General features: G+C 48.1%; 21 protein-coding genes. 17 read left to right on the top strand and 4 right to left on the bottom strand.

The window, feature by feature from the left end:
- Positions 1–47 precede the first annotated feature (47 nt).
- From QD47_RS01775 to QD47_RS01730, 10 genes are all read left to right on the top strand, one after another.
- Positions 48–296: a hypothetical protein gene (locus tag QD47_RS01775; protein WP_044644508.1), complete on the top strand. Its 249-nt coding sequence runs from the start codon at positions 48–50 to the stop codon at positions 294–296.
- A 368-nt stretch (positions 297–664) separates the two neighbouring features.
- Positions 665–1,642, top strand: coding sequence for a ubiquinol oxidase subunit II (gene cyoA / locus QD47_RS01770; protein ID WP_044644507.1), 978 nt, complete (start codon positions 665–667; stop codon positions 1,640–1,642).
- Between the two features lie 25 nt (positions 1,643–1,667).
- Positions 1,668–3,644, top strand: coding sequence for a cbb3-type cytochrome c oxidase subunit I (locus tag QD47_RS01765; RefSeq protein WP_044644506.1), 1,977 nt, complete (start codon positions 1,668–1,670; stop codon positions 3,642–3,644).
- Positions 3,644–4,252, top strand: coding sequence for a cytochrome o ubiquinol oxidase subunit III (cyoC, locus tag QD47_RS01760; RefSeq protein WP_044644505.1), 609 nt, complete (start codon positions 3,644–3,646; stop codon positions 4,250–4,252). Before QD47_RS01765 ends, cyoC begins: the two co-directional genes overlap by 1 nt.
- Positions 4,253–4,588, top strand: coding sequence for a cytochrome o ubiquinol oxidase subunit IV (cyoD, locus tag QD47_RS01755; protein WP_044644504.1), 336 nt, complete (start codon positions 4,253–4,255; stop codon positions 4,586–4,588). It abuts the gene before it with no gap.
- A gap of 205 nt (positions 4,589–4,793) precedes the next feature.
- Positions 4,794–5,918, top strand: a complete 1,125-nt coding sequence (locus QD47_RS01750) for an NADH:flavin oxidoreductase (RefSeq protein ID WP_044644503.1) — start codon at positions 4,794–4,796, stop codon at positions 5,916–5,918.
- 153 nt (positions 5,919–6,071) lie between these two features.
- Positions 6,072–6,440 carry an ArsR/SmtB family transcription factor gene (locus QD47_RS01745; protein ID WP_014278144.1) on the top strand — a complete coding sequence of 123 codons (369 nt, stop codon included), beginning with the start codon at positions 6,072–6,074 and terminating at the stop codon, positions 6,438–6,440.
- 185 nt (positions 6,441–6,625) lie between these two features.
- Positions 6,626–9,040 (top strand): heavy metal translocating P-type ATPase, encoded by a 2,415-nt coding sequence (locus tag QD47_RS01740; RefSeq protein WP_044644502.1) that lies wholly within the window; start codon positions 6,626–6,628, stop codon positions 9,038–9,040.
- A 272-nt stretch (positions 9,041–9,312) separates the two neighbouring features.
- Positions 9,313–10,770 (top strand): aldolase/citrate lyase/malate synthase family protein, encoded by a 1,458-nt coding sequence (locus QD47_RS01735; RefSeq protein ID WP_044644501.1) that lies wholly within the window; start codon positions 9,313–9,315, stop codon positions 10,768–10,770.
- Between the two features lie 320 nt (positions 10,771–11,090).
- A complete protein-coding gene (locus QD47_RS01730) occupies positions 11,091–13,073 on the top strand; it encodes a heavy metal translocating P-type ATPase (protein ID WP_044644607.1) in 1,983 nt (660 codons plus the stop codon).
- A 169-nt stretch (positions 13,074–13,242) separates the two neighbouring features.
- Here QD47_RS01730 and QD47_RS01725 read toward each other — a convergent pair whose 3' ends face one another.
- The gene (locus QD47_RS01725) at positions 13,243–14,766 is read right to left on the bottom strand and encodes a DHA2 family efflux MFS transporter permease subunit (RefSeq protein WP_044644500.1); all 1,524 of its coding nucleotides are present in this window, start codon (positions 14,764–14,766) and stop codon (positions 13,243–13,245) included.
- Between the two features lie 9 nt (positions 14,767–14,775).
- A complete protein-coding gene (locus QD47_RS01720) occupies positions 14,776–15,411 on the bottom strand; it encodes an HlyD family efflux transporter periplasmic adaptor subunit (protein ID WP_044644499.1) in 636 nt (211 codons plus the stop codon).
- 134 nt (positions 15,412–15,545) lie between these two features.
- Between QD47_RS01720 and QD47_RS01715 the strand changes: the two genes are divergently transcribed.
- Both QD47_RS01715 and QD47_RS01710 read left to right on the top strand, forming a co-directional pair.
- A complete protein-coding gene (locus QD47_RS01715) occupies positions 15,546–16,100 on the top strand; it encodes an NAD(P)H-dependent oxidoreductase (RefSeq protein WP_044644498.1) in 555 nt (184 codons plus the stop codon).
- A gap of 10 nt (positions 16,101–16,110) precedes the next feature.
- On the top strand, positions 16,111–16,560 hold the full coding sequence (locus tag QD47_RS01710) for a hypothetical protein (RefSeq protein ID WP_044644497.1): 450 nt from the start codon (positions 16,111–16,113) through the stop codon (positions 16,558–16,560).
- A 77-nt stretch (positions 16,561–16,637) separates the two neighbouring features.
- Here QD47_RS01710 and QD47_RS01705 read toward each other — a convergent pair whose 3' ends face one another.
- A complete protein-coding gene (locus QD47_RS01705; protein WP_044644496.1) occupies positions 16,638–17,369 on the bottom strand; it encodes a ZIP family metal transporter in 732 nt (243 codons plus the stop codon).
- A 281-nt stretch (positions 17,370–17,650) separates the two neighbouring features.
- On the opposite strand from QD47_RS01705, the gene trxB reads away from it, so the two are divergent.
- From trxB to QD47_RS01680, 5 genes are all read left to right on the top strand, one after another.
- On the top strand, positions 17,651–18,592 hold the full coding sequence (trxB, locus tag QD47_RS01700) for a thioredoxin-disulfide reductase (RefSeq protein WP_044644495.1): 942 nt from the start codon (positions 17,651–17,653) through the stop codon (positions 18,590–18,592).
- 60 nt (positions 18,593–18,652) lie between these two features.
- Positions 18,653–18,883 carry a glutaredoxin family protein gene (locus QD47_RS01695; protein WP_044644494.1) on the top strand — a complete coding sequence of 77 codons (231 nt, stop codon included), beginning with the start codon at positions 18,653–18,655 and terminating at the stop codon, positions 18,881–18,883.
- A 418-nt stretch (positions 18,884–19,301) separates the two neighbouring features.
- A complete protein-coding gene (locus QD47_RS01690) occupies positions 19,302–21,185 on the top strand; it encodes a beta-glucoside-specific PTS transporter subunit IIABC (RefSeq protein ID WP_044644493.1) in 1,884 nt (627 codons plus the stop codon).
- A 50-nt stretch (positions 21,186–21,235) separates the two neighbouring features.
- The gene (gene licT / locus QD47_RS01685) at positions 21,236–22,072 is read left to right on the top strand and encodes a BglG family transcription antiterminator LicT (protein ID WP_044644492.1); all 837 of its coding nucleotides are present in this window, start codon (positions 21,236–21,238) and stop codon (positions 22,070–22,072) included.
- A 16-nt stretch (positions 22,073–22,088) separates the two neighbouring features.
- Positions 22,089–23,546 carry a glycoside hydrolase family 1 protein gene (locus tag QD47_RS01680; RefSeq protein WP_044644491.1) on the top strand — a complete coding sequence of 486 codons (1,458 nt, stop codon included), beginning with the start codon at positions 22,089–22,091 and terminating at the stop codon, positions 23,544–23,546.
- 44 nt (positions 23,547–23,590) lie between these two features.
- Here the strand turns inward: QD47_RS01680 and QD47_RS01675 are convergent, their stop codons facing one another.
- Positions 23,591–24,763 carry an ROK family transcriptional regulator gene (locus tag QD47_RS01675; RefSeq protein WP_044644490.1) on the bottom strand — a complete coding sequence of 391 codons (1,173 nt, stop codon included), beginning with the start codon at positions 24,761–24,763 and terminating at the stop codon, positions 23,591–23,593.
- Between the last annotated feature and the right edge of the window lie 24 nt (positions 24,764–24,787).

Genomic DNA, 24,787 nt, shown 5'->3' with positions numbered 1-24,787 from the left:
CCTGAAGAGGGCGTTTCAACAATTTTAGACCAGAGGGAGTGGAGGATATGGCTTCGAATTTTAGAAAATCAGGATCGAACGAAAAGCAAATGAGCCGCTCGGTGTCTGTCATCGCCTGGATCGCTTGGATTGTGGGCATTATTCTTATTTTGTTCAATTTAGGTAATCTAAGTGATCGTAATATATATTTAATGGTGGGTATTGGATGTGTCGTTGGCGGATTTTTTATTTATATGATCGGAAAAGGGCTGGTCATTGCCCGCAAGAAGGAAGATCAGGAGAAGGGGCGCAGTTAATACAACTGAAAAAACATCTATAGAAAAACAACAACGTGGGTCTTCGCACAGTGTGGAACAATAAACTGTCTGGAGCCCCGTTTTTTGCTTCCTGACATCGCAAGAACAAACTTCAGCTACAAGCAGTCTGTCTTCCTTGGAATGCTTCGATATAGTATTGGCTTATGTCACCTTTGTAGTAATAGTAGATTTTGAATTTGCAAGAGAAATTTTATTTTTAGAGAGGTTTTTCACAAAAAACGGACAAATAATCGACAATTCTGTTAACAATAAAAAAAGTCCCCTCTTTTCTGATATCTTATATAGGGGCAACATTACAGGAGTTCGTAAGTTTTGAGTAATTTATTATTTAAGGAGAGGGGAACAACATGAACAAAAAACCAAAAGCGATTATTGCGTTGGTTTTGACCGTGCTCACGGTAGCATTGCTCATTTGGACGTGTTTTTATGCTGGCGGAAAATACGTTGTTTTCGATCCGAAAGGACCTATTGGGCAAGCACAAAAAGAGCTGATCATTCTTTCAACGTCTATGGCTGCACTTCTGATTGTACCGGTCATGATTTTGACTTTTTTCATCATTTGGCGTTATCGCGACGCACCGGATAACAAGGCGAAGTACGAACCCCACTGGGACGACAGTAAAAAACTGGAGACCGTATGGTGGAGTATTCCAATTGTTGTCATCTTGATTCTTGCGGTTATCACTGCGAGATATACCTACTTGCTGGAGCCTTCCAAGCCAATGGCAAGCACACAAAAGCCAGTAACCATCCAAGTAACTGCACTGGACTGGAAATGGCTCTTTATGTATCCGGAAGAAGGTATTGCTACAGTCAATAAAATTCACATTCCTAAAGGCGTTCCGGTCCGTTTCGAACTGACTGCTGATGCGCCGATGAACTCGTTCTGGATTCCGCAATTGGGTGGCCAGATCTACACCATGTCAGGCATGGCTATGAAGCTGCATTTGCAGGCTGATCAAGAAGGAACTTACTTTGGTTCGGGCGCAAACTTCAGCGGTGAGCATTTTGGACAAATGCGCTTTGATGTAGAGGTTCAGTCGGATGAAGATTATAAAAACTGGGTTGCTAACATTAAGAAGCAATCCAAGCCCCTGACGAAGGATGGCTATTTGGCGCTTGCCAAACCAGGCCTTTCCCAGACTGACGAGTATTCTTCAATTCCAGACGGTTTGTTCCAGGATATTGTGACCAAGTATGTAGTGGAAGGGGCTCCTAATCCTCATGCTGGGCATGGCGGAGCTTCCACAGAAGGTTCTTCCAAGTCTGGCAGCACTGAAGATACAGGCACCATGAGTAATATGAATATGAGCGGACACAATTAAATGATTATAGGGAAGGAGGCCCCCAATGCTTGACAAAATAAAAGAGTTTGCATCCACTTTCTTCGTTACTGGAGACCCAATGATTTATGGAGCGGATGTTTCTATTGCTCTCGCGATGATCGGGATCGTGTTTGTGCTCACTTATTTCAAAAAATGGGGCTGGCTTTGGAAAAACTGGTTGACTACCGTTGACCATAAAAAAGTCGGTATTATGTATATCCTCGCAGCCATCTTGATGCTGTTCCGCGGAGGCGTGGACGCATTGTTGATGCGTTTACAGCTTGCTACACCGGATGTTACACTTTTGCATCCTGAGCATTACAATCAGATCTTTACAACGCATGGCACGATCATGATCTTGTTTATGGCGATGCCATTGATGTTTGGTTTGTTTAACATCGCGGTACCACTTCAAATTGGTGCGCGTGACGTTGCGTTTCCTTTCCTGAACGCGCTGAGCTTCTGGCTGTTCTTTATGGGAGCGATGCTATTCAACCTGTCCTTCGTTATTGGCGGTTCGCCGGACGCAGGTTGGTTGAGTTATCCACCGCTTTCGGAGTTGCAATTTAGTCCCGGCGTCGGTCAGAACTTTTATATCTGGGGTATACAGATTTCTGGTATAGGTTCATTGGCTACGGGGATTAACTTTATTGTTACCATTATTAAAATGCGCGCACCTGGTATGACGTGGATGAAAATGCCTGTCTTTACGTGGTCCGTATTTTCATCATGTGTTATCATCATTTTCGCGTTTCCGATTCTGACGATAACATTGGCTTTGCTGTTCCTTGACCGCTTCGGAGGAGGACATTTCTTTACCCTTGATTTCGGCGGTAACCCGATGATGTATATCAACCTGATCTGGATGTGGGGTCACCCTGAGGTGTATATCGTAGTTATACCTGCCTTCGGTATTTATTCCGAGGTCATCAGCGTATTCTCCAAAAAGAAATTGTTTGGCTACAAATCCATGGTTTACGCCATGTTCATGATTGCTATCCTGTCCTTCTTCACCTGGGCGCATCACTTCTTCACGATGGGATCAGGCGCAGATGTTAATGCATTCTTTGCCATTTCGACGATGGTTATCGCAATACCGACAGGGGTTAAAGTGTTTAACTGGCTGTTCACGATGTATCGGGGTAAGATCACATTTAAGACACCTATGATGTGGGCAATCGCTTTTATTCCGAACTTCCTGATTGCAGGTTTGACGGGCGTCATGTTGTCTGTAGCGCCTGCGGACTTCCAGTTCCATAACAGTTACTTCCTGGTCGCTCACTTTCACTCCGCTCTGATTGGCGGTGTAGTGTTCGGTTATCTGGCAGGTCTGTACTACTGGTGGCCTAAAATGTTCGGCTTCACTCTGCCTGAAACGCCGGGTAAATGGGCTTTCTGGTTCTGGAATATCGGCTTCTATGTGTGTTTCATTCCACAATATTCCCTCGGTCTGATGGGTATGACACGTCGTCTGAGCACTTACGGCTGGGATACTGGCTGGCAGCCGCTTAACCTTGTATCAACCGTTGGAGCATTCCTGATGGGGATTGGTTTCTTGTTCCAGGTTCTACAAATTCTTCTGGGTATCAAAAATTTCCGCAAGCTGAAGGATACAACAGGCGACCCTTGGGGTGGTCATACGTTGGAATGGTCGATCCCTTCACCTGCACCGGAATACAATTTTGCTACCATCCCACAAGTAGAAGAACGTGATGACTGGTGGGCAGAGAAAGACAAACGCGCAAAAGGAATTTTCAGAAAGCAACCGCCAATTGAAGCGATTCATATGCCGAAAAACTCGGCGATTCCATTCATTATGTCGGTATTCTTTTTCATCGCAGGTTTTGGTTTTGTATTCGGGTGGTCGTTCTTCTATATTCCGGGTCTGATCGGCGTTGCGATTTGTATGATTTGTCGTTCTTTCTTCTCGTATGATGGCGACTACTACATCCCTGCGGATGAAGTAAAACGCACGGAAGCGGCAATAAGGGGGTCTGTATAATGGCACAAGCATCAGCACATCACAGCCATGATCATGACCACGGGCATCACGATCCACAAGAATTGAAGATGCTTGGTTTCTGGATCTTTCTTGTAACGGACGTAATCCTGTTCAGTACCTTGTTCGCAACCTTCGTCGTCCTTCGGAACAGCACAGCTGGAGGACCGGGGGGCGCAGAGCTGTTTAACATGACGGGCGTTATCATTGAAACGTTCCTCTTGCTCACAAGCAGCTTCACAAGCGGTCTGGCTGTGTTGGCCATGAACAAAGGAAGCATGAAGGGATTAATCAACTGGTTAATCGTGACGGCGATCCTGGGTCTTGGTTTTATCGGTTTTGAGGTTTACGAGTTTGTTGAATTGGTACACGAAGGAGCCAATTTTGGAACGAGCGCGTTCCTGTCGGCATTCTTCACATTGGTCGGTACGCACGGACTTCACGTTTCGTTAGGTCTGGTATGGATGATCGGCCTTATGTTTCAGTTGAAAAAACGCGGGCTCACTCCAGAGACGAAGGGCAAAGTTTCGGCATTGAGCTTGTACTGGCACTTTTTGGACGCTGTCTGGATCTTCTTGCTGACAGTCGTCTATTTGATGGGGGTGATGTAGATGGCACAGCATCAATCAGGAGCGGGTTCGCATGGTCATGATGATTCTCACGGTTCAGTGAAATCCTATGTTATCGGGTTTATTCTGTCCATCGTACTGACCATCATTCCTCTCGGTGTGGTTATGAATCATATGTTGAGCCGCACTTCGACCATGGTTGTTATTTTAGCCGCGGCAGTGCTGCAATTTCTGGTTCAGCTTTTCTTCTTCATGCACATCCGTGAAAGCAATGGACCACGCTGGAATGTCATGACTTTGATTTTCGGTGTAGTCATCCTGTTGACCATTGTTGGCGGTTCTGTCTGGATTATGGAATACAACATGGTAGCACAATAATAAGTCAGGATTTTTGCAAAATCACTCAAGTACAAACTAATTAGGTAAGAGGAAGCAGCTTAGAGCCGCTTCCTCTTTTTTTGTGAGTATCGTGTTGGAATATAAACTGTGGCTACTTGAACTCAAGTTTAACTTTGTGTAAAATGGAATTGTATAACAGTAGGGTGAAAATGATAACACTAGTTGAGAGCGGAGGATGAAAATAATGAATACAGATATACTATTTAAACCTTTTAAGGCAGGTAACTTATCTCTTCCCAATCGGATCGTTATGGCTCCAATGACACGGAATTTTTCTCCTCAAGGTGTCCCAGGCCCTGAGGTTGCCGCGTATTATCGTCGCCGTGCGGAAAATGCAGTCGGATTGATTATTACCGAGGGAACTGCTATTAATCATCCCGCAGCCGTGGAGCACACGAGTATTCCTAACTTTTATGGTGAAGGTTTGAAGGGGTGGGCGAAGGTAGTCGAGGAGGTTCATGCGGTGGGTGGCAAGATTATTCCGCAGCTCTGGCATGTGGGTGCGGCCCGGAAAATAGGCGCGGCTAACCAGCCGAATCCCGAGGCATTACCCGTCGGTCCGTCCGGTATCACTCCTGCTGGTGAAAAGGTAGTTGATCCGTTGACTGAGACCGAGATTGCTGATATCATCGCAGCCTATGCCCAAGCCGCAGCGGATGCAAAGCAGGTGGGTTTCGACGGCATTGAGCTTCATGGTGCACACGGCTATTTAATTGACCAGTTTTTCTGGGATAAAACGAACAAGCGTACAGATCAATACGGAGGCAATTTGGCCCAGCGTACTCGGTTTGCGGTGGAGGTCATTGAGGCTTGTCGTCGTGCAGTGGGTCCGGATTTTCCAATTGTACTGCGATTTTCCCAGTGGAAGATGTACCATTATGGAGAGAAATTGGCACAGACACCGGAGGAGCTTGAACAGTTTCTGTCTCCATTGGTGAAGGCCGGGGTGGATGTATTCCACTGCTCAAGCCGCCGTTTTTGGGAACCGGAATTTGAAGGGTCTGATCTAAATTTAGCAGCTTGGACCAAAAAGCTAACAGGCAAGCCGGTTATTACTGTAGGCTCCATTGGTTTGGAGAAGGCTTTTTTGAGTGAACTGGAAAAAAATAATAACAGCCAGACTGATAATTCGAGTAGCGTACAGGCAAGATTAGAACAACTTGTTGGACAAGTAGAGCGAGAGGAAGCTGATCTGGTCGCGGTTGGACGGGCTTTGCTGGTTGACCCGGCGTTTGCGGTTAAGTTACGTGATAAACGGATAGAGGAACTCGTGCCTTACAGTGATGAAGCATTAAAAACGTTGAATTAAGCCTTATTTAGCGCAACGCTATACAGGGTGGGTAGCCAGGCATTGAGACTTGAAAATTCTCCGTTACAGGGCAAGCTGTAATATAAGCTATTCGTAAATTCTACGAATTTGCTATAATAGGAGCATCAAGTCGAAATACACGGGGTGAAAAGGATGAATTCTGAAACGGAAGCTTTGGATTGCGAGCCGGCTTGTCACGGTTCAGACAAAGAAATTGAACACATAAAATCTTCTCTTGTTGAGGATTCCATCGCATACAAAATGTCGGAGCTGTTCAAAGCCTTGGGTGATCCGACACGGATCAAGCTAATCTATGCTTTGGCTCAGAAGGAGCTGTGTGTACATGATCTGACCCAGGTGTTGAATATGGGGCAGTCTGCGGTATCTCACCAGCTTCGTTATTTGCGCAATCTGCGCATTGTCAAACGGCGCAAGGAAGGCAAAACGGTGTTTTATTCGCTGGATGATAATCATGTGGAGCAGATATTTTTGCAAACCCACCAGCACATTTCACATCAATAATTTTGGGATAGAAAAAGCAGGGCGCCAAGCGATTGGCGCTCTTTTGGTGTTTGTCCGATGAAATAGATTTATTTGGCGGAAAGGGGCTATTATCATTGACTTTTACTCATGATACTGAATATAATAAGTTTAATAAATAATATATGAACAGTTGCTCATATATAGTTAATTGGAGGCCAATGATTATGGATGCTCTGAAAAGAACGGAACGGCACGAATGGATTTTGGAAGGCTTGGATTGTGCCAACTGTGCTCTAAAGATTGAAAATGGAGTCAGTAAAATAGAAGGTGTGCTTGATTGCTCGGTCAGTTTTGTTACGAAAACATTGACGATGACAGCAAGCTCGGATCAAAAAGAGGAGATCCTCCGTCAAACGGAACGGAAGGTTCACAGACTGGAGCCTCACGTCCGAATGATCGTAAAAAGCGCCCGGGGACGCTCGGGTGAGAACAGTCGGAGAGTGGCGGATGCAGCGCAGGCAGGCAGCGCAGGGGAGCGCCCCCATAGTCATGAGTATGGTGAAGGACATACGCATGAGAACGGCCAACAACATGGAGTTCACAGCCACACAGATCATACTCATAGTCATGAAGCACATGCTGAGGAAGTTCATGCCCATGATGGCCACCACCATGGCGAACATGCACATGATCATGGTGATTCCACACATGCTCATTCACATTCGCATGAGGATGACAGCCATGCCGGGCATACACATGACCACGGTACAGACGGTATACGACGCATGATTACACGCTTGGCTATCGGTGCAGTCGTTGCGGCTGTTGCCTGGTGGTTGCCTGTAGAGGGCCTAGGCAAGCTGGCACTGTTTTTACTGGCATATATCATTGTTGGTGGAGATGTAGTCTTGCAGGCTATGCGCAGTCTGGTGCGAGGAATGGCTTTTGACGAATATTTCCTGATGACGCTGGCTACTGTTGGCGCATTTGCAATTGGGCAATATCCGGAAGGCGTAGCCGTCATGTTCTTTTATCAAATCGGTGAGCTATTCCAGGGCATTGCGGTTAATCGTTCGCGCAAATCTATCAGCGACCTCATGGATATTCGACCGGACTATGCCAACCTGAAGACGGCTGATTCCGTAAGTCGGGTGTCACCCGAGGATGTGCGTGTCGGTGATCTGATTGTAATCAAGCCGGGCGAGAAGATTCCGCTGGATGGTAAGGTTGTAGACGGAAAATCGCATGTGGATACCTCGGCGCTGACGGGTGAATCCGTGCCTCGTACTGTGGAGCCGGGAAGCAGTGTGATGAGCGGATTTATCAATACGAACGGACTTTTAACTGTAGAGGTTAGCAAGGAATTCAGCGAATCGGCGGTCTCTAAAATTTTGGAGCTGGTGCAAAATGCGAGTGCCAAAAAAGCGCCGACCGAAAAGTTTATCACCAAGTTTTCCAGATACTATACTCCTGTTGTGGTTATCGTTGCGCTGCTGCTGGCAGTTGTTCCGCCACTCGTCGTACCGGGAGCGCAGTTTGCAGATTGGGTATATCGTGCACTTGTTTTCCTCGTCATTTCTTGCCCATGTGCGCTGGTCGTATCCATTCCGTTGGGCTTCTTTGGCGGCATCGGGGCTGCCTCCCGTTCAGGTGTGCTGATTAAAGGCGGGAACTATCTTGAAGCACTGAACCATGTGAAATATGCTGTTTTTGATAAAACAGGTACACTCACCAAAGGGGTTTTCCGTGTAACAGGCATTTATCCTGCCGGGGAATTTACGAAGGAAAGCCTGCTGGAAACGGCTGCTTTGGCGGAGCTGCATTCCACGCATCCTATTGCGGCATCCCTGCGTGATTCCTATGGCAAGGAGCTTCAAGCCGAGCGGGTACAGCAATATAGCGAGATTTCCGGTCATGGGATTCAAGCGCACATAGATGGTCGCCTGGTGTTGGCCGGGAATGCGAAGCTGATGGAGCGGGAGCAAGTTGCTTTTGACGATGCACAACGTGCAGGAACGATGGATGAAGGAACGGTCGTTCATGTGGCTGTAGACGGAACGTATGTCGGATGCATCCTGATTTCGGATGAGGTCAAAGAGGACGCGGCACGAACGATTGCTTCACTGAAAAAGCTGGGTATAGTGAAAACGATCATGCTGACAGGTGACAACCGGACGGTTGCAGAGGCCGTAGGACGACAGTTGGGTCTGGACGAAGTACGTGCAGAGCTGTTACCCCAGCATAAAGCCGAAGCGATTGAACAACTGTCTGCAAGTAAAAAAGCGGGCGACAAGATTTTGTTCGTGGGCGACGGGATTAATGATACTCCTGTGCTGGCACTGGCAGATGTAGGTGTAGCGATGGGTGGTTTGGGTTCAGATGCCGCGATTGAGGCGGCGGATATAGTGATCATGAACGACGAGCCTTCAAGATTGGTTACAGCGATTCATATCGCCAAGCGTACACGCCGCATCGTATGGCAGAATATTATATTTGCACTAGGCGTCAAAGCCGTGTTTCTCACTTTGGGTGCGTTCGGTATTGCTACCATGTGGGAGGCTGTATTCTCCGACGTGGGCGTAACACTGCTTGCCGTACTAAATGTTATGCGTGTACTGAAAGTACGTTCTTTCGAATAAAAAATCAATGCCCTCGGGTTATCATCGGATGTATTCATCCTTTGAAATCCGGGGGTTTTTTCGTTCCATGCTGCGGTTTAATCTATGCTTTCCTGTCGTTCTACAGATATGTATAAATGTGGGGTGCGCCTAATACGTTAAGGTAGGGACCTTACAGGTAAGGCTCATTTGAATTCCACTTGACGTCTAATAGGTAAGCGTTTTCTTTTATGGTGGGATACTCAAATTCGTGTGTGCCAACTTGCTGACGGGAGAAAGGATGGATTTGTAGCATGGAGGCTAAACTGATGCATGTATTCGCAGAACTATTGAGTGAAAAAAACAGTCGGGATTGCAATGACCCCGAGTCGGGGAGTGAGGCCGCTGCTGCACAGAGACTGGCTGTCGAGTCGGTGCTGACAGGGTGCAGTGAAGTATCTGCCTCACAGGAGGAAGACCCGTTGGGCTGGCTGGTCGGATTAGCCGAACAGGGCAGGATCAGTCAAGAGGAGGCGTTGCTGGCTGCGGACTCCGAGCTAATAGGGGAAACGCTGCTGAATAAGGGCAACGATGACAGGGAAGCGATGACCACACTACTGGAGTGGGGCGATGAATACAGGCGTACATTCATACGTATCTATGCTGATGATCCTGCCCATGTGAATTATACAAGCAAGGAGTCAGCAATCGGTCTAAGTATGGGCAGCCTTGATGGCTATAGTCTTCTGCACGGCCCCTTGTCGCAGTCGTCCAGCCGTGTGGCTGAATTATGCCGTGCCTATCTGGACGCGGCAGAGTCCGGGCATACGATTCATGGTCCTGACGGGGAGCCTGACCCCCTCCTTATTCCAGGCTCTCGTGCATCAGACACGTACAAAGCCTTTAATCAGGCATCTGGCTTGCCCGGATTGTGTGAGCATCTGTCCCGGCGAATTATCGGGCTGCTGGAAACAGAGTATGAAGGCTTGTTCGAGTCTCTGAACGGATTACCACTCACAATCGCCCTGATCGAACAAAACAACGCAGTGGGCATCGGAAGCTTGCAAGATATGCAGTTGGAGGCGTTGCTGCGTGCGGCGTTGCGAAGTGTGCAGCAGGGGGGAGAACCGCAGTTGGAGATTGTGGTGCGCAATCCGGCTGGCGTGAACCAATTCCGGGCAACCCGGGATTGGATCGACGGCGTTGCGGAGCAGACCTTATGCGGCCGTCTGCGGTGCATTCCATATCGGGTAGGAGTGCTTTTGACGGTCGATGTCCCCTCGAAGCTCAACGTCAGCCAAACATGGAACAGGCAGACCAAACCGTCTCATGAGTCTGACAGCGCCAACCTCATGCCGGAAGTGAAAGCGCAACAGATCAAGCAGGCGGCGCAAGCCGCAGATATGGCGCGTTTTGCCGATGCGGTGATTTTGGAAATCGCACCGATTCCATCATGTAATGGTGAGGCCGTGCATCGGTTGAATCAACCCGTTGCTGGTGGTTTTGAGAACACCAGTGAAACGATACAATGCATAATGCACGCTATTCGGGGCGTGAAATCCGAGCTGCCCGTATGGGTGGCGTTAGATGCTATTCACGATTCGCTGGATGAAGCTTCCATCTGGGGAAGCGGGCTAACGGGCGTGATTTGCCCGGAAAAAGCAGCTTCCGTTGCACGTCTTGCGGCTGCACGTTTCGGACTGCTTCAACAAGCAGAGCAGCAACAAGGCTCTGTTGCTCTACAAAGCCCCGTCCAGCGGTTTCCGCTGTAGCCCAATTCCGAAGGTAACACGCAATTCGTATGACAGCATGCTTTTAAAATATATAGGATATCTGCGCTGTTTGCGCAGGTATCTTTTTTATTTGGGCGAATGTTGGTTTACAATCGGAGAAGAAAAGATATATAATAAAGCGAAAGTTTCTCTAAACCAAAATAATTGCATAAATGCAAAAATGATTATCATTCTCATTGCCAAACATGCTGTTTCGGGCTTCCCGAAGCAGCATGTGCTATTTTAAGGCACTTAACAATGGATATCATTCTCAATGAGATGCAGTAACAAAGAACAAAAAAGGAAAGGAATGTGACATGATGCAAGCAGTTCAACAACTTCAAAAGACATTGTCTCCCTCTGATCGGATACTTTCAAAAAACAGCGGCAGCGGACGGCCAGGCCCGAATCGCAAACCACAATTCCAGCTCAAAAGCATGCTGAAAAACAAGGAGATGCAGGCTGCTCTGGGCAGTGGAACACTTATGCTGATGGCATGGGGCGTCTCGCATTGGTCGCAATGGCTGGCGGTCATCCTGTATGTGGTTTCCTACGCCCTGGGTGGCTGGTCCAAAGCCAGAGAAGGCATTGAGACGCTGGTCCGTGAACGTGATCTGGATGTCAACCTGCTCATGATTGCAGCGTCATTGGGGGCTGCGGCTATTGGCTATTGGAATGAAGGAGCAATGCTGATCTTCATTTTTGCACTCAGCGGTGCGCTGGAGAGCTATACCACCGAGCGCAGCAGCAAGGATATTTCCGAGCTGATGGCGTTGAAGCCGGAAACGGCTTTGCGTCTGTCCCACGAGGGGACAGAAACGGTTGGTATTGAGCAACTGCTGCCGGGTGATTTGCTGCTGGTGAAGCCGGGCGAACTGATTCCGGCGGATGGCCGGATTTCCAAGGGCGTTTCGGCGGTGAATCAGGCATCTATTACCGGGGAATCCATTCCGGTGAACAAAGCGGCGGGTGACGAGGTATATGCGGGCACCATTAACGGGGAAGGCGTGCTGTACGTGGAGGTTAGTCAATCCTCCGAAGGCACTCTATTTTCAAAAATCATCCGTATGGTGGAGGAAGCGCAGACAGAGGTCCCCGATTCCCAACGGTTTATCAAAAGGTTCGAGTCGATTTACGCCCGAATTGTTGTTGCTGTTACGCTGATTGTTATTGCAGGTGCGCCAATGGTATTGGGCTGGACGTGGGCAGCTGCGTTTTACAAGGCAATGGTATTTCTCGTTGTGGCCTCACCGTGCGCACTCGTATCATCCATTATGCCAGTCATGCTGTCGGCTATTTCCAACCGTGCCCGTCGGGGTATTCTGTTCAAAGGTGGTGCGCATGTGGAAAATATGGCGCTGACATCTGTCGTCGCCTTTGACAAAACAGGTACGCTGACCATCGGTTCACCTGTTGTTACCGACTGGATTACCGCCACAGGCTACGATGCCGATGAACTGTTACACATTGTCGCGGCAATAGAAAGCTACTCCATGCATCCGTTGGCACGAGCGCTTGTAGCCAAAGCCGAAGCTGAATTGGGGCAGCGAGAGCTTCCCGCAGTGGAGCAAGTACACTCTCTAACCGGATGGGGAATGGAAGGCATGGTAGACGGGGTGAGGTGGAAAATCGGGCGCACGGATGCGCTGGATGACGCTAGCCCGCTGGCAGAGCTGGAATGGGTGGAAACACGTGCCCGGCTGGAAGCTGAGGGCAAAACCGTATCCATTATCCTCGCGGATGACCGGATTGCCGGGATGCTGGCATTGCGCGACGAGCTGCGGCCACAGGCGCAGGATGCGGTGAGACGCCTGCAAGCGCAGGGCATCCGGGTCGTCATGCTGACCGGAGACCGCCCGGAAACCGCCGCTGTGATCGCGGCGCAGGCCGGAGTCGATGCGGTATATGCTGGTTTGATGCCAGAGGACAAAGTCAGTCATATTCGCATGCTTCGGGAGCAGTACGGGCATGTCGTCATGGTCGGCGACGGTGTGAACGATGCTCCGGCACTGGCTGCCGCAACGGTCGGACTGGGCATGGGTATGCATGGCAGTGGAGCCGCACTGGAGGTCGCGGATGTGGTGCTGATGAACGACGGGATCGAAGAGATTGCTCCGACGGTAGCGCTGGCACGAAAGGCACAGCGCGTGGTCAAGCAAAATATGATCTTCGCCGTAAGTGTCATTTTACTGCTCATCATTAGCAACTTTGTGCAAGATATAGCTTTGCCATTTGGCGTCATCGGGCATGAGGGCAGCACGTTGCTTGTCATTTTGAACGGCTTGCGCCTGCTGCGGTCATAAATGGAAGGGAGCATTCACATCCCTTAAAGGACAGGGGTGAATGCTCCTTCTTTGCGTAACCACGGAAATCATCTCTATAAGATGAACTAGCGCAACAGCGATGGGAAGTACCATCCGACCGCATAGTGGCGCTTCATGTACATCTTTGGTTCAGCTTATAGCTGTAATTTCACCTCCGACGGGGTGTAGACCGGCGTAAGAACAGGGAAAACAGCAGTCCTGCCAGCGCGATTCCGGTAGCAATGATAAATGCATCGTTAATGCCATGGATCGTCGATTCTGTAACGGCACTTCGATATACCTGCTGTAACGCAAGCGCCGAGCCAGTTTCCGTCGAAACTCCAGCCGTTTGCGCGAGGGTTTGCCCCAGCTCAGCTACGCCTTCGGTTAAAGGAACATTGGCGGTGGTAGCCACATTCGCATAATCCGCCAAATGAACCGTAGCCCGGCTGCTCATCACCGTAATGAGCCATGCGGTGCCGATAGACCCGGCGATTTGCCGTACCGTATTGGACATGGCTGTACCGTGGCTGCCGAGATGGGGAGGAAGCTGATTCAGCCCTTCTGTCTGTACGGACATCATTAACAATGACATCCCGAAGCTGCGGATCGTATAGATGATCATAATGTGTCCATAGGTCGTGGCATCCGTCAGCAGACTGAATTCCCATGTCGTGACTGCCGTAATGATCAACCCGATAATTGCTAGTGGCCTCGCACCAATGCGGTCGAAAATCGCTCCCGATATCGGTGACATGACACCCATCAGCAGTGCGCCGGGCAATAACAGCAAACCGGATTGCAGCGGTGTAAAGCTGCGTATATTTTGCAGATAAATCGGCAACAGCAGCATTCCACCGAACATCGTCATATTGATGGTAGCGCCGACCAGCGTGGATACCGTAAAAATATCATACTTAAACACACGGAACTCCAGCATGGGCTGTCTCATATTCAGCTCGCGTACGACAAACATTACAATAAACACGAGCCCGGCAGCGAGCGTGAGCACTACTGTATTGCTGCTCCAGCCCTTGTCTCCAGCGGAACTGAAGCCATACAGCAGGAAGCCGAAGCCAAGGGTCGAAAAGATCGTTCCGAGCAGGTCAAAATGAGGATACGTCAGCTTGGACACATTTTTCAGCCAGCGTACGGCAAACAGAATATCAATGATCGCCAGCGGAATGACCAGTAAAAATAGCAGCCGCCAGCTGTAATGCTCCACGATCCAGCCGGATAAAGTGGGTCCTATCGCTGGGGCAAACATCATCGCGATGCCCATCGTTCCCATGGCTGCCCCCCGTTTTTCCGGGGGGAATACGGTCAGGAACACGTTCATAACCACTGGCATGATAATACCCGCTCCGCTGGCCTGAATGATGCGTCCGACCAGCATAGGCGCAAAACCGGTACTGACGGCGCAAACGACAGAACCCGCAGTAAACAGCCCCATCGCGGAAATAAACAGCGCACGTGTCCCGAACGACTCAATCATGAAGGCGGTAATCGGAATCAAAATACCGTTGGTCAGCATATATCCGGTGGATAGCCATTGAACGGTAGTTGCGGATACATTGAAGTCGTTCATCAAATGCGGAATCGCCACATTCAGCAGGGTTTGATTCAAAATAGAAATGAAGGCGCCCAGCAGCAGTACGGACAGGATTCGTCCGATGGACATTTTTTGTTCCATGACAGCCTCCTACTTGTGTACTCTGATGCTTGCACTCATGCCCGGGATAATGCCCAGTCCTTTGTAGCCTTGAATGGAAATGTTAACAGGCACGACCTGCGTCACCTTGGTATAGTTGGCAGTAGTATTGGAAGTAGGGAGCAGTGAGAAGGTGGCGGCAGTCGCCAGACCGATCTTTTCGATTTTGCCGCTTAGGGACGTGTCGGGGTATGCATCAATATATACATCCACCGTCTGTCCCACCTGAAGGTCCTGCACAGCCGTTTCGTCTATATTGGCAGTAATCCATAAATTATTCAGATCAACAGCTTTGGCCAAAGGCGTACCCGCCCCGACAATCGAGTTGTTGACCGCAGATTGCTGCACAATGGTGCCATCGGTTGGAATGGTGATGCTAACCCGGCTTCCGCCCCCCTCTACACTGCCAAGTGTGCTTCCAGCCGTGTAGGTTTTGCCGACTTCAGCGTTCCAGCCTGTAAGCTTGCCCGCGCTTGGAGAGGCAACGGTGACGGCTTGTCCGCTCACTTGGGCATTGTCGGTTTTTATGTAGTTAGCGGATTGATTGTAATAATAGGCGGCGGCTCCGCCCCCTGCCAGAATAATGATAATAACCAGCAGGTTGACCAATATGGCGCGTGAATTCATGTGTACATGCCTCCCTAGTTCTTGGATTTTCAAAGTATGCGCCAAATGTGTTTCACAATATTCAGAGGGATTTTGGGGAAGGATAAGAGCGCATGTGAAAAGGATGATTTTGCTGACAAAGGATGATGCGCATAATGACGACCAGAATCATGATTGTATATGACAGTGAAAATGGCCATACGGAGCGTCTTGCTCGTTCGATCGCGGAAGGCGCACGCCATGAGCACACAGAAGTGTTACTGAAGCATGTCGATAAAGCCGATGTGAATGAGCTGGTAAACGCGGACGCGATCATTTGGGGATGCCCGGGTCATTTTGGGACGATCAGCAGTGGCTTGAAAAGCTGGATTGATAAGCTCGGGTATCTGTGGGCGCAGGGCAAGCTGATAGATAAAATCGGAGCGGTGTTCTGCACGACAGCTACCGTTCATGGCGGCTTGGAATCCACACTGCTGAATTTGATTACTCCGATGCTGCATCAAGGCATGATTATCGTAGGGCTGCCCGCCAATATTACGGAAAATGCGCTCTACGGCTCCTATTACGGCGTAGGGGTGACATGTCCGGTGGAGACAGACCCGAACGGTCCGGCCAATTTCCCAACGGATGATGATCTTGCACTTGGTCGGTCTTTGGGCCAACGGGTCGCTGAGACGGCGGGACGGTACCGTAACGCTGGCAGAGAATAGGAGGCCGCTCATGACTATTGCTTTTATCGTAGTAGCTGCGGTTGCTTTTATCTTTTTGCTGGTATTCAACACGAAAATGGCGCGTAAACCCTCTCCCAAAAAAGCGGTCAGCCCGTCCGACGAGGATTCACGGCAAAGAAGCAAACGTCCTTATCCGGTGGAAGTGGAGCCCAAGGCGAGGGAGTTGCCGGATCCTGATTCTACGCGAGAGACGCGCCATAAGGCTGCGGAGGCGGGGATTCATCATGAGGAGTCTGACGTAGATACGAATACCAGGCCGCTGAGAGATAACATAGATTCTTATGGGGATCAGGACTATCGGGCGGCTTTGCGTGGATTTGCCGGAAAGGGCGAAGAAAAGGAAGAACCGCATAAAAATAATCATGGAGAACGTGAGACTCACAAAAGCGAGGACGAGCAATATCGTGAAGCGCTGCGCTCTATGAACCGAAAAAAATGAAGTGCGAACGAGACATGCCTAAAGGCTGCTCTTCTGTCTGGACTACAGGCAGAGGGCAGCCTTTTTGTGATACACGGCTATAGCCATTCGGTTAGACCAATCATCGTAATCAGACCGAGAATAAAAGAGAAGGTTGCGATACGTTGGTTGCCGTCCCCGTGGCTTTCGGGAATCAGCTCCTTGTAGACGATAAACATCATCGCTCCTGCGGCAAAGGCAAGACCGTAAGGAACCAGTCCATTAACCCAACTGCTCAAATAAAATCCAATCAGACTTGTAATAATTTCAACGGCCCCGGTGAGGGTGGCAATGCCCAATGCCTTGAAGCGACCAATGTTTTGATTCACGAGGAATAGAGCGACAATAAAGCCTTCCGGGGCATTTTGCAGACCGATGGAAAAGGCAATGAGATTACCAAGATTTTGAGTTTCGCTCGCATAGCTGACCCCGACGGAAAGTCCCTCGGGTAAATTATGCAGTGTAATGGCCGCGATGATGAGAAAAGATTTGGACTCCAGATGAAAGGTTTTGGAATCCGGGTTCTCCAGATCGGCATGTGGAATATACATTTCCATCACTAGCAGCACAAGACAGCCGAGTAAAATCCCCGCAGACAGCACGAACCAGTTGGAATGATTGATGGCCTCGGGAATGAGGTTGTACACCGATGCAGAAGTCATGATCCCCGCAGCATAAGCCAACAGTACATCACGAAGACGGTGCGTAATTTTACGCATAAACAGTATGGGCACGGCACCGAGCCCGGTGGACAGGGCAGAAATAAGGCTACCTACAAACATGTCACTCATAATCGGGATAATCCCTCCATACCTGATTAATCTTTAAGGTTCGCTTCATGAAAACTTCATTTGACTGTTTGCAGCTCTTTCCGCATAATGGAATTAGGATTTAGAATCAGTCTAAGTCATAAAAAGATATTAAATATGTAAATCGTTTTTGCAAGATCCGGGTGTCCACATTTTTGAATGAGCGTCTGGCAGAACTACTTTTAGAGTATATGCATTAGCCCATCTCCCGGTACCGAAAACTCGCTATATCATTCTTATCATATTTTAGGAGGAACAAAGATATGTACAAGTCCATTATTATAGGTACCGGCCCTGCCGGTTTGACAGCTGCTATTTATCTGGCACGCGCAAATATGAGTCCACTGGTGATTGAAGGACCACAACCGGGCGGACAATTGACTACAACAACAGATGTTGAAAACTTCCCTGGCTTTCCCGAAGGAATCATGGGACCCGATCTGATGGATAATATGCGTAAGCAAGCAGAACGTTTCGGTGCTGAATTCCGCACAGGCTGGGTGAACAAGGTCGACACAGCCGCTCGTCCGTTCACATTGGATGTGGAGGGCTTGGGCGAATTGGTTACAGATACGCTGATCATTTCCACAGGTGCGACTGCGAAATACCTGGGTATTCCGGGTGAGCAGGATAATATTGGACGTGGCGTGAGCACTTGCGCAACATGTGACGGATTCTTTTTCCGTGGCAAAGAAATTGTTGTTATTGGTGGTGGAGACTCGGCGTTGGAGGAAGCAAACTTCCTGACACGTTTTGCCTCCAAAGTAACGCTGGTGCATCGTCGTGAAGAAATGCGCGCCTCCAAAATTATGCAGGACCGCGCTCGTGCAAACACTAAAATCGAATGGGCACTGAATCGTACTCCTGTAGAAGTGATTGCTGACGAGAACGGGGTAACTGGCTTGAAAGTATTGAATAATGAAACAGGTAAAGAGGAAATTATTACAGTTAGCGGCGTATTCGTGGCGATCGGTCATCATCCAAATACTGGCTTCCTGGGTGGTCAAATCACAACTGATGCGAACGGTTATATCGTCGTAAATCCTGGTACTTCCGAAACAAACGTACCTGGCGTATTCGCTTGTGGCGACGTCCAAGACACACGCTATAGACAAGCGATTACAGCAGCAGGCAGTGGTTGCATGGCTGCTATGGACAGCGAGAAATACATTGAAAGTCTGGAGCACAGCGCACTGGCACTGTAATATTTCGTTTAAGTATGAATAAATATAATTTCTACAAAAATAAATTATGAGGTGATATTCATGGAAAAAGCCATTGTATACACATCTACACACTGCCCGCATTGTCGTCAAGTGAAAAGCTATTTGACTGAGAAAGGTGTAGAGTACGAAGAACGCAACATCGAAACCAATGATGCTTTCGCTCAAGAAGTTTGGGACATGGGCATTCGTGCCGTTCCATTGACCCTGATTGGAGAAGAACGTATTTCCGGCATGAACAAAACCAAGTTTGAAAAAGTATTGAACGCTTAATCAGCTTCACAGCGGATTCACAAATCGTCATATGATTTCAATAAGGCCCTCGACGCAGGTACAGACTGCGATGGGGGCCTTATTGCTAATTTTGAACGACAACAATTGGGTTACAAAGCAGTCGTCGCCCTTTGCCCTGCTGCCCTACGATTAGGAGAATTTTGTCGAAAAACGTTGCATCTATAGCTGGTTGGTGTTATATTTGAATTGTAAGCGCTTAAAACCCGGGTTGCTTTATGTAACAGTTCATCATTGTACAATTAACAATCAATCAGTACCTCTTAATTAATTAAATAGCAGATTATCCAATACAGGCGTGTTACTGTTCGGCAGGCAAGACCTAGATTGGGTAGGATATTTTTCCCTACCCTTTTTAGGTCTTTTTTTGTTCCCTATTTTAAGAAGGAAGGTGTAACTCATGAATTACAAAGATACCGCACAAGCCATTTTTAATAAAGTGGGTGGGAACGATAATATTAACAGTGTCATTCATTGCTCTACTCGATTGAGAATGACGCTCCGTAAACCGGAATTGGCACGAACTGATGAAATTAAAGCCTTGGACGGGGTTATGGGAGCCGTGAATAGCGGTGGACAATATCAGGTCATCATAGGAAATGATGTAGGCTATGTCTACAATGAGCTGGTCAAATTGCTGGACCCAGATAAATCGTCCTCGGATGAAGCCGAAAAAGTGAAGGCAGACCGAAGCCTTAAGGGATTGTTTAATGCCTTTGCGAGCATGATTGCAGGTATTTTCCAGCCCATTATCCCGGCCATTGCCGCTTCCGGGATGCTAAAAGCATTGCTCTTGCTGTGTACAGTAACCGGAATCATGAGCAAGGAAAGCCAAACGTACATGGTTTTAAGTGTAATCGCGGATGCGGCATTTTATTTTCTGCCTATGCTGCTGGCTTTCTCCAGCGCACAGAAATTCAAGACCAATCCATTCGTATCCGTACTCCTTGGGGGCGTGCTGCTTCATCCGAACTTAATCAGTTTGTTAGGTGGTGAGAAGGCAGTCACATTTGCGGGCCTGCCCGTAGCGTCGGTACAGTATGCCACCTCTGTTATTCCCATTATTTTGACCATATGGTTCATGTCCTACATTGAGAAATTTGCTGATAAAATCTCCCCTGGACCTGTGAAAATATTTTTAAAACCATTAATCGTTATTCTGATTGTCGCGCCTGTCGCTCTCATTGCTTTAGGACCGCTGGGGACGTATCTGGGCTTGGGGATGTCAAACGGTGTATTCTGGATTCAGGAAAGAATTGGCTGGCTTACGGTAGTGTTGATGTCTATCGTGATGCCGCTAATCGTCATGTTCGGCATGCACAAAGTATTTTATCCTATCATATTTGCTGCGCTGGCTTCACCAGGATATGAAACATTGGTACTGATTGCCATGTTGGCTTCCAATATGGCACAAGGCGCTGGTGCGTTTGCCGTCTCGCTGAAAACAAAAGATCCCAAGTTTAAACAAATTGCTTTGTCGGCAGGTATTTCAGGGGTATTCGGAATTACAGAGCCTGCCTTGTACGGCGTGCATTTACGCCTGAAAAAAACACTGTTCGCTTGCATGATTGGAGCTGGTGTTGCCGGATTGTTTGCCGGACTTGTGAATCTAAAAGCTTATGCCGCTGTGGGTCCTGGTTTTGCATCACTGCCGATGTTTATCAGTGAAGATCACTCCAACCTGGTGTATGCACTCATTACGATGGCCATTTCGATCGTTGTGACGTTTATAGCAGTATACGTGATCGGATTTAAGGATACGGTTACCGAACCGGTCAAAACAGAATCTCGTCCGGAGCCTGCTCAAGCGCAAGATAAGAGCATCAAGTCCAAAATCGTTATTTTTGCACCTATGGAGGGGGAGGTCATTCCCTTACAGCAGGTCAAGGATGAAGCGTTCTCTCAGGAAGCCATGGGCAAAGGGATTGCTATTCAGCCAAGTAGCGGAAAAGTAGTTGCACCTTTTGACGGCACCGTGGACACTGTGTTCCGCACCAAGCATTCCATAGGCTTAAAGTCTGTTGAAGGCGTAGAACTGCTCATTCATATCGGTTTGGATACCGTTAAGCTGAAGGGCCAGCATTTTACGGTGCATGTGCAAGAAGGTGACGTCATTAAGCATGGACAGCTTCTGATTGAATTCGAGCTTGAAGCCATACAAAAGGCGGGATATGATACGATAACTCCAATTATTGTGACCAATACGCCGGACTATCTGGAGATCATGAGTCATGAAAATTCAGGAAAGACAGGGCCAGAGAAGCCTCTGATTACTGTACTTTAACAGTGTGTTTGTTGGGGGAATCAAGCCTGGAAAGTGAGAGGTCGTTGGATATGAAAGTAATAAAAGTTCTCAATACGAGTATTGTGCTTGCCAAACGTAAGGATCACAAAGAGATTATCGTGATGGGGAAAGGTATCGGCTTTAAAAGCAAACCTGGTGACTTCGTCGATGAGAACGAGATCGAAAAGATATATGTTCTTGAAAATGAAAGTATGTCTTCCGATTTGACGGCCTTAATGAAGGAAACTCCCAAGGAGTATTTGATTATGGCGGATGAAATCATATCTTATGCCAAAAGTGTTCTATCCAGTCACTTGAATGAACATCTATATATTTCCCTGACAGACCATCTGTTTATGGCAACCAAACGGTTTAAAGACCACATGACGATTCAGAACCGGATGCTTTGGGAGGTCAAAAAATTTTACCCGGAAGAGTTTGGCATTGGTCTGTATGCGCTCACCTTGATTGAAAAGCGAATCGGTCACAAGCTGCCTGAAGAGGAAGCGGCTAATATCGCCTTTCATCTAGTCAATGCCCAACAGACCGATAACAATATGAACCAGGTTTTATTGATGACCAATACGGTCAAAGACATTTTGAACATCATTAAAATTCATTACCGAATCGAACTGGATACCCACAGCATTAACTATTCACGGTTTTTAACGCACCTTCAATTTTTTGTTCAGAGATTACTTGAACATAAAATGTTGGATTCTCAAGACCAGGAATTAATGAGCCAAATTGTGAACAAGTATCCGGAAGAAGAGAAGTGCGCGTTAACGATTCAACAGTATATTGAAGCAAAATTTGAGCTTTCTATTCCAGATGAAGAACTAATGTACCTGATCATTCACTTAAAACGAGTCATGAGCAGAAATTAAAGAGGAGGAGCTAGATGTGACAGAGATCAAAAGAACATTTCCAGAAGGCTTTCTATGGGGAGGAGCTGTAGCCGCGAACCAGGTAGAAGGAGCCTGGAATGTTGATGGTAAAGGGATATCTACAGCAGATATGGCTATTTACAAAAGGAATGTTAGCAAAAGTGATTACAAAAAACACAATTCAATGACCGAGGAGCATATCCAAAAGGCGATGCAGGACACATCAGATCATGATTATCCCAAACGCCAGGGAATTGATTTCTATCACCGCTATCCTGAAGATTTAGCATTGTTTGGTGAAATGGGCTTTAAAACGTTACGGGTATCTATTGCATGGACGCGTATTTTTCCAAACGGAGATGAGGACAAGCCTAACGAGGCTGGATTGCAATTTTATGATCGGCTGTTTGATGAAATGCATAAAAATGGGATCGAGCCGCTTGTTACCCTGTCTCACTACGAAATGCCGATGTATCTTGTCAATCATTACGGGGGCTGGACCCAACGGAAGGTTGTAGATTTCTTTATTCATTTTTGTAAAACCGTGTTTACAAGATACAAAAATAAAGTAAAGCACTGGATCACTTTTAATGAAATAGATAGTATCGTTCGGCATCCGTTTACGAGCGGTGGGATTATACCGGAACGCTTTGAAAATGTAGAACAGGCGGTTTATCAGGGGTTGCATCATCAATTTGTGGCTAGTGCTTTGGCTGTGAAATACTGTCACGAAATTGTTCCCGGCTCGAAAATCGGCTGTATGTTAACCCGGCTGACGACGTATCCGCACACCTGTAATCCGCAGGATATGCTTGCAGCGTTTAAAGCGAATCAGTTTAACTATTTTTTCACAGATGTACAGGTTCGTGGTGCGTACCCGCATTATATGAAACGCTTCTTCCATGAAAAGGGGATCGTGATTGAAAAGCTTGAGAGCGACGATGAAATTTTAAAAACGCATCCGGTGGATTTCATTTCCTTTAGTTACTATATGTCGCTGGTTGCCAGTGCGGATAGTGAAGGCATGGAAAAAGTCAGTGGCAATACGATTGGCGGCGTTAAAAATCCTTATCTGGAAACGAGTGATTGGGGCTGGCAGGTTGACCCGGTCGGCTTGCGACTTTCTCTTAACGAGCTGTACAGCCGCTATGAAGTACCATTGTTCATTGTAGAAAATGGTTTGGGAGCGTACGACAAGGTGGAGGAAGACGGTAGTATTCAGGATGATTACCGTATTGATTACTTCCGTGCTCATTTTGAACAAATGCATGAAGCTATTCTGGACGGGGTTGAACTCATGGGTTACACCAGCTGGGGAGCGATCGATTTGGTCAGTTATTCCTCATCTGAAATGGAAAAAAGATACGGATTTATATATGTGGACAAAGACAATGACGGTAACGGGACACTTGAAAGAAAACGAAAAAAAAGCTTCTACTGGTATAAAGATGTTATCTCCAATAACGGGTTGTAAGAAAAATGGGGCGTACAGGAACTTTAGTGTTCCCGTACGCTTTTTTACAAAGATACCCGTACACGCCCGAGAAAAGGAGCAGTCGCCGCGTAGGCTGCACCCAGCATGGTCGAACAGCTGCCAAGCGTGGAAAAACGGATTTGCAGCTGCCGTCGGTGATAGGGCAAGGCACGTTCATCAATCACCTCACGCATACTCTGTTCCAGCCATGGTCTGGCTTCCGCTAGTGGACCGCCGATGATAAGCATTCCGGGGTTGAGGCTGTTCACAATGTTGGTAATGCCCACGCCCAAATATCGCCCGATATCACGAAAGACGCTTAACGTATTCGTGTCACCTTGCAGGGCAAACGGCAGTAATTCCGCTGTACTGTGTGCGGGCAGCTTGAAAGTGGATGCCGCATACGCCTTCTCCGAAGCATATAGTTCCCAGCAGCCCCGGCTACCGCAGGAGCAGAGCCGCCCGTTCCAGTCAATGGACATATGACCTGTCTCTCCGGCGTATCCCCAAGCTCCTTGATACGGCTTGCCGTCTATGATAATCCCGGCCCCAATCCCGGACCCTGCACTGATGTAGACCAGATCCCGCACCAACTGCCGGTGATCGCTGTCCATACCATAGTACAGCTCGCCTTGCGCACCGACATTGGCTTCGTTATCCACCACCACGGGAAGCCCAAGCTCTTCCTCAAGCTGTTGCCGCAGCGGAACCTCTTCCCAGCCCAGATTGGGCGCGAACAAAACAGTTCCCGATTCATCCACCATACCTGGCACCCCTAGCCCAATACCGACGATGCCATGAGGGGAGGGAGGGACCGTCTGCATAAGCTCCTGAACCAGCCTTTGAATCTGCTCCATAACAAAAGCAGGATCATGCTGCGCAAGGGGGAAGGTAAGCTCTGTTTCAATGGTTCCTGCCAAATCGGTCAGAGCACCCTTGATATACTGCACGCTGACCTCGATGCCGAGAACAAAGCCCGCACGACTGTTAAACAGCAACATTAAAGGCTTGCGACCGCCACTGGATTCACCTAATCCCGTTTCATATACAAGCCCGTCGGTGATCAGCTCCGCCACCAGGTTGGAAACGGTAGCCTTATTTAACCCGGTTTGACTGGATAATTGTGCCCGGGATAGGGGAGCATGGAGGCGAATGCGCTCAAGCACAATGGATTTATTCAGCTTTTTGACAAGCGCCTGATCGCCAGTGACATTCATGATTTTTTCACTTCCTGTTGGTGT

It is taken from the genome of Paenibacillus terrae, from assembly GCF_000943545.1.
Classification (GTDB): domain Bacteria; phylum Bacillota; class Bacilli; order Paenibacillales; family Paenibacillaceae; genus Paenibacillus; species Paenibacillus terrae_A.
This window is presented reverse-complemented; position numbering and strand designations above follow the sequence as displayed.

What these genes read in the sequence shown, in the direction of transcription:
- licT (WP_044644492.1), top strand. Translation starts at nt 21,236, where the DNA reads ATGAAAGTAATAAAAGTTCTCAATACGAGTATTGTGCTTGCCAAACGT.
- trxB (WP_044644495.1), top strand. Translation starts at nt 17,651, where the DNA reads ATGTACAAGTCCATTATTATAGGTACCGGCCCTGCCGGTTTGACAGCT.
- QD47_RS01725 (WP_044644500.1), bottom strand. Translation starts at nt 14,766, where the DNA reads ATGGAACAAAAAATGTCCATCGGACGAATCCTGTCCGTACTGCTGCTG.
- QD47_RS01765 (WP_044644506.1), top strand. Translation starts at nt 1,668, where the DNA reads ATGCTTGACAAAATAAAAGAGTTTGCATCCACTTTCTTCGTTACTGGA.
- QD47_RS01675 (WP_044644490.1), bottom strand. Translation starts at nt 24,763, where the DNA reads ATGAATGTCACTGGCGATCAGGCGCTTGTCAAAAAGCTGAATAAATCC.
- QD47_RS01740 (WP_044644502.1), top strand. Translation starts at nt 6,626, where the DNA reads ATGGATGCTCTGAAAAGAACGGAACGGCACGAATGGATTTTGGAAGGC.
- QD47_RS01750 (WP_044644503.1), top strand. Translation starts at nt 4,794, where the DNA reads ATGAATACAGATATACTATTTAAACCTTTTAAGGCAGGTAACTTATCT.
- QD47_RS01775 (WP_044644508.1), top strand. Translation starts at nt 48, where the DNA reads ATGGCTTCGAATTTTAGAAAATCAGGATCGAACGAAAAGCAAATGAGC.
- QD47_RS01745 (WP_014278144.1), top strand. Translation starts at nt 6,072, where the DNA reads ATGAATTCTGAAACGGAAGCTTTGGATTGCGAGCCGGCTTGTCACGGT.
- QD47_RS01710 (WP_044644497.1), top strand. Translation starts at nt 16,111, where the DNA reads ATGACTATTGCTTTTATCGTAGTAGCTGCGGTTGCTTTTATCTTTTTG.
- QD47_RS01720 (WP_044644499.1), bottom strand. Translation starts at nt 15,411, where the DNA reads ATGAATTCACGCGCCATATTGGTCAACCTGCTGGTTATTATCATTATT.
- QD47_RS01695 (WP_044644494.1), top strand. Translation starts at nt 18,653, where the DNA reads ATGGAAAAAGCCATTGTATACACATCTACACACTGCCCGCATTGTCGT.
- QD47_RS01705 (WP_044644496.1), bottom strand. Translation starts at nt 17,369, where the DNA reads ATGAGTGACATGTTTGTAGGTAGCCTTATTTCTGCCCTGTCCACCGGG.
- QD47_RS01730 (WP_044644607.1), top strand. Translation starts at nt 11,091, where the DNA reads ATGCAAGCAGTTCAACAACTTCAAAAGACATTGTCTCCCTCTGATCGG.
- cyoC (WP_044644505.1), top strand. Translation starts at nt 3,644, where the DNA reads ATGGCACAAGCATCAGCACATCACAGCCATGATCATGACCACGGGCAT.
- QD47_RS01715 (WP_044644498.1), top strand. Translation starts at nt 15,546, where the DNA reads ATGACGACCAGAATCATGATTGTATATGACAGTGAAAATGGCCATACG.
- QD47_RS01735 (WP_044644501.1), top strand. Translation starts at nt 9,313, where the DNA reads ATGGAGGCTAAACTGATGCATGTATTCGCAGAACTATTGAGTGAAAAA.
- cyoA (WP_044644507.1), top strand. Translation starts at nt 665, where the DNA reads ATGAACAAAAAACCAAAAGCGATTATTGCGTTGGTTTTGACCGTGCTC.
- QD47_RS01690 (WP_044644493.1), top strand. Translation starts at nt 19,302, where the DNA reads ATGAATTACAAAGATACCGCACAAGCCATTTTTAATAAAGTGGGTGGG.
- cyoD (WP_044644504.1), top strand. Translation starts at nt 4,253, where the DNA reads ATGGCACAGCATCAATCAGGAGCGGGTTCGCATGGTCATGATGATTCT.